This window comes from Shewanella sp. DNRA4 (assembly GCF_012843185.1).
Classification (GTDB): Bacteria; Pseudomonadota; Gammaproteobacteria; order Enterobacterales; family Shewanellaceae; genus Shewanella; species Shewanella xiamenensis.
Genome location: NZ_JABAIP010000022.1, coordinates 50,738 through 60,870, shown reverse-complemented (window position 1 = coordinate 60,870; position 10,133 = coordinate 50,738). Strand labels below are relative to the sequence as shown.

Annotated in this window: 10 protein-coding genes; 6 read left to right on the top strand and 4 right to left on the bottom strand. The window is 46.4% G+C overall.

Annotation, left to right across the window (positions count from 1 at the left end; all coding sequences use genetic code 11):
• Positions 1-228 precede the first annotated feature (228 nt).
• From HG547_RS19620 to HG547_RS19610, 3 genes are read right to left on the bottom strand one after another with little or no spacing between them, the layout of a single operon-like run.
• Positions 229-957 carry an amino acid ABC transporter ATP-binding protein gene (locus HG547_RS19620; RefSeq protein ID WP_169548775.1) on the bottom strand — a complete coding sequence of 243 codons (729 nt, stop codon included), beginning with the start codon at positions 955-957 and terminating at the stop codon, positions 229-231.
• Entirely contained in the window at positions 950-1,630 is a 681-nt protein-coding gene (locus HG547_RS19615; RefSeq protein ID WP_037414942.1) for an amino acid ABC transporter permease, read from the bottom strand. Before HG547_RS19615 ends, HG547_RS19620 begins: the two co-directional genes overlap by 8 nt.
• Before the next feature lie 5 nt (positions 1,631-1,635).
• Positions 1,636-2,370, bottom strand: a complete 735-nt coding sequence (locus HG547_RS19610; RefSeq protein ID WP_037414939.1) for a basic amino acid ABC transporter substrate-binding protein — start codon at positions 2,368-2,370, stop codon at positions 1,636-1,638.
• 367 nt (positions 2,371-2,737) lie between these two features.
• Between HG547_RS19610 and HG547_RS19605 the strand changes: the two genes are divergently transcribed.
• Complete coding sequence (locus HG547_RS19605; RefSeq protein ID WP_169548774.1) at positions 2,738-3,562, top strand: hypothetical protein; 825 nt, start codon at positions 2,738-2,740, stop codon at positions 3,560-3,562.
• A gap of 4 nt (positions 3,563-3,566) precedes the next feature.
• Here HG547_RS19605 and HG547_RS19600 read toward each other — a convergent pair whose 3' ends face one another.
• Positions 3,567-4,457 (bottom strand): LysR family transcriptional regulator, encoded by an 891-nt coding sequence (locus HG547_RS19600; protein ID WP_047535402.1) that lies wholly within the window; start codon positions 4,455-4,457, stop codon positions 3,567-3,569.
• 121 nt (positions 4,458-4,578) lie between these two features.
• On the opposite strand from HG547_RS19600, the gene HG547_RS19595 reads away from it, so the two are divergent.
• From HG547_RS19595 to HG547_RS19575, 5 genes are all read left to right on the top strand, one after another.
• A complete protein-coding gene (locus tag HG547_RS19595; RefSeq protein WP_037414933.1) occupies positions 4,579-5,013 on the top strand; it encodes a CidA/LrgA family protein in 435 nt (144 codons plus the stop codon).
• Positions 5,013-5,747 carry an LrgB family protein gene (locus HG547_RS19590; RefSeq protein ID WP_055646799.1) on the top strand — a complete coding sequence of 245 codons (735 nt, stop codon included), beginning with the start codon at positions 5,013-5,015 and terminating at the stop codon, positions 5,745-5,747. The genes HG547_RS19595 and HG547_RS19590 overlap by 1 nt, the downstream gene beginning before the upstream one ends.
• Before the next feature lie 180 nt (positions 5,748-5,927).
• Positions 5,928-6,404 carry a GNAT family N-acetyltransferase gene (locus tag HG547_RS19585; RefSeq protein WP_144376419.1) on the top strand — a complete coding sequence of 159 codons (477 nt, stop codon included), beginning with the start codon at positions 5,928-5,930 and terminating at the stop codon, positions 6,402-6,404.
• A 226-nt stretch (positions 6,405-6,630) separates the two neighbouring features.
• Positions 6,631-8,106, top strand: coding sequence for a carbon starvation CstA family protein (locus HG547_RS19580; protein ID WP_037426128.1), 1,476 nt, complete (start codon positions 6,631-6,633; stop codon positions 8,104-8,106).
• 256 nt (positions 8,107-8,362) lie between these two features.
• Complete coding sequence (locus HG547_RS19575) at positions 8,363-10,039, top strand: glucan biosynthesis protein D (RefSeq protein WP_169548773.1); 1,677 nt, start codon at positions 8,363-8,365, stop codon at positions 10,037-10,039.
• Positions 10,040-10,133 lie beyond the last annotated feature (94 nt).

Here is a 10,133-nt window from a genome sequence, read left to right as displayed (position 1 = left end):
TCGCGGCATTCGTGAATCCATTCACATCAGACTGGGCGGTCGAGTATCCACGGATGGACTCGCTGCGTGTCGTTGAGCAAACACCATAGCTCGCCTTTCAATATGAGCATGAATCTAATAACTAAGCAGTGATATTAGCCTTTCAATTTTTAACGCTCTTCTGTCTCAAAGCATGCTCCGTGTCATCAAGCAAATACCATTGTTCACCTTTCAATGTTGTATAAGTCTTTATGACCTCAATACCTTACTTAAAAAGCTTTGGGTTCTGGCTTCTTTAGGGCGGGTGAATAATTCCTCGGGTATATTGGACTCCACCACATAGCCGCCATCCATAAAGATGACTCTGTCGGAAACATCGCGTGCAAAGCCCATTTCATGGGTCACAATTACCATGGTCATGCCTTTTTGCGCTAAGTCCTTCATCACATCCAGTACATCGCCGACCATTTCGGGGTCGAGTGCCGAGGTGGGCTCGTCGAATAGCATCAGATCCGGTTCCATCGCCAGTGCGCGGGCAATGGCAACCCTTTGCTTTTGTCCACCCGAGAGACTCGAAGGATAGGCATTGGCTTTATCCTGCAAGCCCACTTGAGTGAGCAGCGTCAGCGCCTTGTTATCTGCTTCGGCTTGGGTCATTAACTTTAGGCTCACTGGCGCTAAGGTAATGTTTTGCAATACGGTTTTATGGGGGAATAGGTTGAAGTTTTGGAACACCATGCCCACTTTTTGCCGCAATTTATCGACACAGGCATCCTTGGCGGTAATGGATTGCCCTTCGATTTCAATATCCCCTTGGGTGGGTTTTTCTAACAGGTTGATGCAACGTAAAAAGGTGCTTTTACCGCTGCCGCTGGGGCCGATCACACTCACCACTTCGCCTTGGCGAATATGTTCGTTGATGCCCTTAAGGACCGCATTATCGCCGTAACTTTTGTGTAGGTTGGTTATGTTAATCACTTTGCTTCAACCTCTTTTCGAATTTCGACAGCATAAATGTGAAGCTGTAGGTCAGGAACAGGTAAATCAGCGCACAGGTAAAGAGTGGGATACTGTCTTCAAAGGTACGGCTACGGATAATCTCACCCGCCCGCATTAAATCCACGCCGCCAATAAAGCCAATTACGGCGGTTTCTTTGAGAAGCACGATAAACTCATTGCCTAACGCGGGCAGAATATTCTTAATCGCCTGCGGCAGAATAATCAGCTTCATGGTCATGGCTTGCGACAGGCCGAGCGAGCGTGCCGCTTCGGTTTGACCCTTATCGACGGCTTGGATCCCTGCGCGAATAATCTCAGAGATATAAGCGCCACTGTTTAAACCAAAGGCGATAATGGCGGCGGTAATTTTATCGACATCGAATGCGGCCAGCACGATGAAGTAAAGGATCACTAACTGCACCACCACAGGCGTGCCGCGGATAACGCCAACATACAGTTCGGCGGGGAAGCGGATATACCACTTAGATGACATCTTCATCAGTGTGGTACCCACGCCTAATACTGCGCCTAATAACATGGCGAAGAAGGTCACAATCAAGGTGACTTTTAAGCCATTTAAAATCAGCAGTATGCCTATCATGCCGTCGTCGCCAATGGGACTAAACAGCGAAGTATTGATTGCTTCTAACATAGGGATCACTTGATATGGGCTGAAACGAGCGTCTGATATTGGCCGCTTTCTTTCAAGTTTTTCAGCGTGTTATTAATGCTAGTGAGGAGTTCAGGCTGCTGCTTTGACACCGCAAAGCCATAAAACTCAGCGGGGAAATCTAGCTTGATCAGTTTGAGATCGGGGTTTTTCGCCAGATAGTTCGCTGCAGGCTCGCTATCGAATAGCACTAAGTCGACCTTACCATTCTTCAGCTCCATGATGGCTTCGAAGCCTGTGTTAAAGGCGGTGACATTTTGGGTGTATTTTTTAGACATCATATCGGCGGTTGAGCCGAGCTGCACCGCAAAGTGTTTGTCTTTAATGTCATCAAGGGTATGAATTGTATCGTTATCTTTATTGACGAGCAGCACTTGAGTTGCCTCATAGTAGGGCTCCGAAAAGTTAACGCTGGCCTGGCGCTCTGGTGTGATGGTCATACCCGAGGCAATAAAATCAATCTTGCCTGAGTTTAGCGCCACGATCAGTGAATCGAATTTCATGTTTTCGACTTTGAGCGTTTTGCCGGCATCTTTAGCGATTTGTTTGGCAAGCTCAATGTCGAAACCTTTGATTTCGTCGCCACTTTGTCCGCCAACGTATTCAAAGGGCGGGAAGGCCGCATTGGTTCCCACCACTAAAACATCGTTGCTTTTCCCACATCCAGCTAACAACAAGGTGGCACTGAGGGCTAGGCCGCCTAATAACATGGATTTTTTCATTTAAGACTCTCTTTTGGATAACTAGCAATGTGGCGACTATAGGAGGATTGCGTATCCGTGTCAATAATTATGCTTTATTTGTGATTAAAAATTCATTATTGGACTGGCGGTTTAAATAACGAACATCATGTTTATTATGATTGTGGTGTTTGATATCAATAGTTTTTTAAAAGGTTGTGAAATTGTTTAGGATGACCGTGAATAGCAATTTCACGGTTTTAAACCGCAAGATATGCAATTTTTTATTCACTTTGGCGAAAGGGATAGATTTTTATGAACTATCTCAGATACAAATGATGCAAAATTGATTAAATTAAACTTAAATAATCTAATCGGCAGTTTTAAATCGCAATTGATGGAGCACTATGTGAAATACCAAATTTTGGCGCCTGTAGCATTGCTTTTAAGTTTAGCAACCTCTGTTTATGCAGAGGAATCAACCCAATGGCATTACACTATGGGCATTCATGATTTTATTGTCGAACAAGAAAATTCGCATACCTTTGGGGCCAATGGCAATATCATTATTGAACATACCACTGCATCGGATATTTATCTGTCTGCGGTGCTGGATATGTTTATCGATATTGATACGGATAAGCTGGATCCTGACCATATCCCGATGTGGTTTAAATCGGAATATGCTGCTCTTGGGGAGCTTTACCGTTTTTCCCCGCAGTTATCCTTAGGGTGGCAAGTGGATTTACAGGGCAAGCGTAATACTGTGAGTTCAGTGGAGAAGCAGGCAAAGTTTATTCCCGGGATAACAGCCAATTATCAAGGCCAACAAACCCAAGCCCAGCTTAAGGCGGGTGCGGGCTATTACTTTTTAGAAATCGATGATGATGTGCCCCGCACCCGAGGTTACGATAGAGGCGATTTTGGTAATAGTGAGTTTGCTTACACTGTAATGGGTAGCGTTGGTGTTGATTTAACGCCCAAATTAAACGTGAACTTAGCTGTGCAAACTTGGAACGATGGCGACCAATGGCTTGAAAATCAATATCGCTTCAGCATGAGTTACGATACGGATTACTGGGAGAAGGGGAGTCAGTGGTTACTGTATGTGGAACACACTGAATACAATCTAGACCACTATGCCAAGGAGAGTGTGCATTCACCTAATTACTTGCCTATTCTGCCTTGGGATAACGATACCTTAGTGCGTTTTAGCTTAGTCGTACCTTGGTAGACGGTTATTTTTGCGTTAAGTGCTTTTTAACTAACGCGATCATCGCCTGTGCCGCAAAGGACAATACTTGTTCTTTGCGCCAAAATAGCGATAACTCCCAGCGCAATTCGTCACTCGCCAGTGGAATATTGACCACCCCCGCCACACTATAACGCCGCGCGATTGAGCGCGGCAGTATCATCACGCCAGTTCCCGCAGCCACCAGTGCGATACCAAAGTCCGCTTGGCTAACACGGGTGATATTTTGAGGTGAGAATCCGGCTTGCTGACAGGCGTTGAGCACCAATTGATGCAGGGTGTATTCAGTCTCAAACATCACTTGTGGCTCATTGATTAAGTCATGGACTGAGAGTATTTCCCTGGTAGTGAGGGGATTTTCCTTGGGCAGCACTACCACCATGGGATCGTTAAACACTCGAATGCCGTCATAGCCATCATCAAGGTCGATTATGCCAGTGGCCAGTTCTATTTCGCCCTTTTGAATTGCCAGCGTTTGCTCAACGCCACCACGGACTAACAAGTGCATTTCGATTTGTGGGTACTGCTGGCGATACTTGGCAATAATAGGGGCAAAAATTTCAGCACTGCCGAGCGGCGCGAGACCGAGTTTTAATTCACCCGCAGTCAAACTGCGCTGGGCACTGAGTTCGGCCAGCATACGTTGGCGTCCGGCCAATAACTCCTTACCATGGCGATAAACCACTTCTCCTGCTTGGGTGAGTTTGACCTGAGTGCCACGTTTGCCGCGCTCGAGTAGTACCAAATCGAGTTCTTCCTCTAACTGGCGCAGCGCCTTGGAGAGGGCGGGTTGGGTGAGGTGAACTTTTTCGCTGGCCTTACCAAAACCGCCAGCATCGATGATCTCGATAAAATAGCGCAGCACTTTGAGATCCATTCTCGCCCCTATAATGCATTCTTAAAATTCATGGATTACATGCTTAATATTCATTTTTTTTATTTAATAGGCAAGCCTAAAATAATCCCATAGTAACTTTTGGTGTAAATCGAGAAACCGCATGTCTTTCCTACAAGCCGCAATACGTCGATGCCGTCATGGGGCTTTATTGTTAACTCAAATTGGCCTCTTTTGTTTATTGTCTTTTGCCTGCCATTGGTTTGCCTCTTGGGCGCATTCACCAGTGCCTGGTAGTGTATTAGGTTTAGGTCTGTTGCTGATTTTGTTAGCGACTAAGTTAATCCCTGAAAATGCCGTGCAGCTCGGCGCGGCTTGGCTTATCGGTGAGCTGCTGCTGTTTTTTATTCCGCCGGTCATCTCGGTCATTAAATATGAAGGCCTGTTTGAGCAATATGGGCTGAATATTCTCTTCACCTTAGTGATGGGCAGTGTGTGCGTGATGGTGGGTACGGGATTTGTGGTTGACAGAGTGTTTCGCTTCGAGCGTCAGCTCAATATCAAAAAGCATGCGCGTCGCCATGCTAAGGCCGTGTAATGTCGAGCGTTAGCTTAAGTCCTGCGGTTGTCTCTGAGTTAGTGTTTTCGCAGACGGGATTGGCACTTATCAGCTTGTTATTAACACTATTTTGTTATTTTGCGGCGAAGCGTTTGTATAAGCGCCACCGGGTATGGTGGTTAGCGCCGATTGTACTTGCGCCTGTAGTGATCACGCTCTTGGTGTTTAATCTCGATATTCCGCTGCCAACTTATTTTGAATATACCCATTGGTTAATGGCAATGCTTGCTCCGGCGACAATCGCATTTGCCTTGCCGATTTATCGGGAGCGTAAACTCATTCGCCAATATCCGCTGACCATTGCCCTTGGCGTGATGGCTGGACTGTTGCTGGGCATGGTGTCGAGCTGGCTATTAGTGAAATTTGTGCCTCTACCTGTGGAGCTTGCAAAGAGTTTGTTGGTGCGTTCGGTCTCTACGCCCTTTGCGATGGAGGCCACAAGCGCCTTTGGCGGTGTGCCAGAACTGACCGCCATGATGGTGCTCATCACCGGTATTATCGGCATGTTAGTGTGCGAGCCGCTGTTCAAGCTGATGCACATTCGTACGTCTTTAGGTAAAGGCGTGGCCTTGGGCGCTTCGGCCCACGGTGCGGGCGCTGCCAAAGCCAGTGAGTTAGGCCAGCAAGAGGGCGTCATTGCCAGTTTGACCATGATTTTTATCGGGATTGCTATGGTGCTGGGCGCGCCCGTATTTGCCGTGATCTTCAGTTAGTGTGAGTTAGTGATTTGCTGGGTTGCGTTAACCCTCCCCACCTTAATTGTGATTTTGTTTGTTTAAATGATGTTGTTTTGCCTCTTAGGGCGCTAACCTCTGCTTGGGTTATGCGCCCATTTTTTTAGCTGACGGCGAATGTCGAGATGTCATGATGATGAAATTGAATAGGGATATAGGATGGATCAGCAAACACGCGTATCGAATGTGACATTGAGACCCATAGAACAAGATGATCTGGAGTTGATCTTTACTCATCAGCAGGATCCGATTGCTTGCCAATTGGCGCAGTTCCCCTCGCGGGACCGTGAGGCGTTTTACCTTCATTGGCAGCAAAATATCCTTGGGCAGGCGTCGGTACTGGCACGGGGGATAGAAGTCGATGGCTTGCTGGTTGGCAATATTGGCCATTGGCATAGGGATGGTCAGGCGATGATTGGTTACTGGATTGACCGCGCATTTTGGGGGCGCGGGGTCGCAACCTTAACCTTGAGAACATTTTTACCGTTAGTGACCTCAAGGCCGCTCTTTGCCCATGTGGCACAGCATAATGTTGCATCCCAGCGGGTGTTGCTGCGCCATGGATTTGTAAAGACGGACAGACTCATTCAAGAGGAAGATGATACGGCGCCATTATTTGAATTTGTGCTGAGTTAAGGCTTAAACAAGCTATACAGCCAATAGCTGAAACATTTATAGAGAAGATTGGATTTATTTTTTACAGACAAATTATTTGAAAAATCTATTTAGATAAGCGAGTCTTATCGTAAATTCAGATTTATCAACCCGACTTTAGTCTAGTATGTGATGGCTTGATCTCATTGGCTAACTCAATGAAACTCTCTAGTTAATCACCTTCTACTAAAGTATGGATAGTTAAATAATGTTAATTTTCTTCTTATGTCTTGCGCTCTTAGTGCTGGCATACAAGTTTTATAGTCCGTTTGTTGAACGCCAAGCTGGGATTGATCCTAAAGCGCAAACACCCCAAGCAAGATTCGAAGATGGCGTGGACTATGTGCCCGTTCACCCCGCCAAAGCGTTTTTAATCCAATTTTTAAACGTTGCCGGTGTCGGGCCGATTTTTGGCCCTATTCTAGGGGCTTTATATGGCCCAGTGGCCTTACTCTGGATTGTGTTAGGCAACATTATCGGCGGCGCGGTGCACGATTATTTCTCTGGGGTGTTAAGCATAAAAGAAGATGGAAAGAGTCTGCCTGAAATCGCGGGCCACTATTTTAACATCTATTTTAAAGGCGTGATGCTGCTGTTTACTGCGATGTTACTCTTTTTCGTGGGCGTGGTGTTTATCATGAGCCCTGCAGGACTACTCAGTAATCTCGATTATTTTAAAGATACTATTTTTGGCAATAACACCTTCTGGGTATTAGTGATTTTGGCCTATTACTTCTTAGCCACTATGCTGCCAATCGATAAGATCATCACTAAGCTGTACCCCGCGTTTGGCCTATTAATGATCGTGATGACCACTTCGATTGCAGTGGCTCTCCTCATCAATGCACCGCAGTTACCCGAAATGGGCGATGTGTTCGCGTACTTCAACCACAGCCATTACAACAATGAGTTATTGGAACCTAACCCCGATGGTTTACCGATTTGGCCATTACTGTTTGTAACTATTACCTGTGGTGCTATTAGTGGTTTTCATTCAACTCAAGCACCTATCATGGCACGCTGCCTGACAAACGAGAAATACGTTCGCCCAGTTTACTACGGCGCTATGGTGGCTGAAGGTGTGGTGGCTTGTGTATGGGCGACTGCGGGGATTGCGGCCTTCCCGGGCGGATATGTTGAGCTTAAGAGCTTACTAGACCAAGGTGGCCCTGGCTTAGTGGTTAACCAAGTGGCTACGAGCTATCTTGGGGTATTAGGCGGCGTGATGGCAATTATTGCGGTCGCTGTATTTCCGATTACCTCGGGAGATACCGCGTTTAGATCGCTGCGTTTAACTATCATTGATGCCTTTAACATTCCCCAGAGTATGCGTAACCGTTTGCTGGTAGCGGCGCCTATTCTGACCATCGCTTACTTTATGACCAAGATCGACTTCTCCTTGATCTGGCGTTATTTTGCTTTCTCAAACATGCTGCTATCGACCAGTGTGCTATGGTTGGCGACAAAATATCTGTTCGATAGAGGCAGTTTTCACTGGATAGTAAGCTTGCCTGCGATTGCGGGCACCTGTGTGACAGTGTCTTACATTGTTACCGCAGGTATTGGTTTAGGTTTACCTCAATCCCTGAGTCAACCTGTGGGCATCGCAGTGGGGGTGGTGTGTTTAATCGCCTTGATTATTGCTCACAACAAACGCAAAACAGTAATAGATACAAAGTTATAACTTAATTGGGTTTATGACCATAAAGGGCTGCATTTTGCAGCCCTTTTTAATACTATTTTCATAAACTGGCGTCAGTATTGAATATTGTCACTGTGACATATTCCATTGCGTCGAAATTATGTTAGATTCTGGCGAACTGATGAAGATAGAGTTATTGTTATCACTGTCATCAACAGTTCTCCACAGGGCAGTCACTGCAATAATGCTTACTTTTGCAGAGAAGTGTCAGGAAGTTACACCAATTCAGAGTCTGCTTATGCAACCCAATTTATTTCCCGAACAAAGACATTTAAATCCTGAGCCGATGGTGATGCCATCGGTAGAAGCTCAGTCTACTCGTAGCCGCTTACAACGGATGGTTGGCAGCGTACTGCTCACCTGTAGTGTGTTGTTAAGCTTATCTGCTTGTGCAGCGGGTAAAGCCAGTGCGCCGCAGGAAGAAGAGTTTAGCTACGCTTGGTTAAAAGGCTATGCCCATACGCTGGCGACAGAGTCCTATGTAAGCCACAAGGGTGAGTTACCAAAAAGCTTACAGGGCATGAGCTGGGATGATTACCAGCAATTCCATTTCAAGAAAAAAGCCGCACTGTGGCATGAAGATGATTCGGAGTTTCGCGCCGAATTGTTCCACTTAGGTCTGTATTTCGATACACCAGTGCACATTTACCAATTGGAAAATGGCAAGGCTAAACTGATTGAATATTCTCCTTCTATGTTCGATTACGGTAAGTCGAAGGTAAAGGGTAGCCAGCTTCCTAAAGATTTAGGTTTTGCAGGCTTTAGAATGCAGTTCAACACTGACTGGCAACGTGACGTTGTCGCCTTCTTGGGCGCAAGCTATTTCCGCGCGGTCGGTCAGGAAATGCAATATGGTCTTTCTGCCCGTGGTTTGGCGGTTGATACTGCGTTGCCTAAGCCTGAAGAATTTCCGATGTTTACCCGTTTTTGGTTAGAGAAGCCGCAACCAGGTTCTAATATTGCGACTGTGTACGCTCTGTTAGATTCACCAAGTGTAACTGGTGCTTATCGTTTCGATATCGAGCCGGGTGAGCGTTTAAAAATGAAGGTTGATGCGGCGATTTATCCGCGTAAGGCTATCGAACGTTTAGGCGTTGCACCACTGACAAGTATGTTCATGGTCGGTGAGAACGATCGCCGTACAGGTTACGACTGGCGTCAAGAGATCCATGATTCAGATGGACTTGCCATGCATACTGGGTACGGTGAATGGATTTGGCGCCCACTGGGCAATCCAAGTAACTTGAGATTCAACGCCTATAGCGATGAGAATCCAAAGGGCTTTGGGTTAATGCAGCGCGACCGTAATTTCGATCACTACCAAGATGACGGCGTATTCTACGAGAAGCGCCCAAGTCTGTGGATTGAGCCAACAGGTAATTGGGGTAAAGGTTCGGTGCAGTTAGTTGAAATTCCAACACTGGATGAAACCTTCGACAATATCGTGGCTTTCTGGAATCCTGCAGAGCCCATTCAACCAGGCCAAGAGTTACTCTATAGCTACAACATGTACTGGGGCGGTACTCCACCTGTGCAGTCACCCCGTGCCCGCGTAGTGGATACCTTTACTGGTATTGGTGGCGTAGTTGGTCAAAAGCGTAAATACTATAGCAAGCGCTTCGTGATTGATTTTGCTGGTGGTTCTTTACCAATGCTGGGTAAAGATACTCAAGTGAAAGCGGTTATTTCAACTTCACAAGGCCGTGTGGAAATCGACTCTGCTCGCCCACAACATGCGATCAATGGTTACCGCGCTATGTTTGACCTCGTGCCGCCAGAGGATAGCGTTGAGCCGATTAACCTAAGAGTTTACTTAGAAGTAGATGGTCAACCTTTGTCTGAAACGTGGATGTACCAATGGACACCACCGCCGATGAACGAACGTGAACTGCATAACGCAGGTCATCTACAGTAAGCTATATGGGTGAATCAAAACGCCAGCCTCAGTGCTGGCGTTTTTGCATCAAGCGATTTGTTAATTGCAAGTTGGATTCAAAGTTATTGAGCAC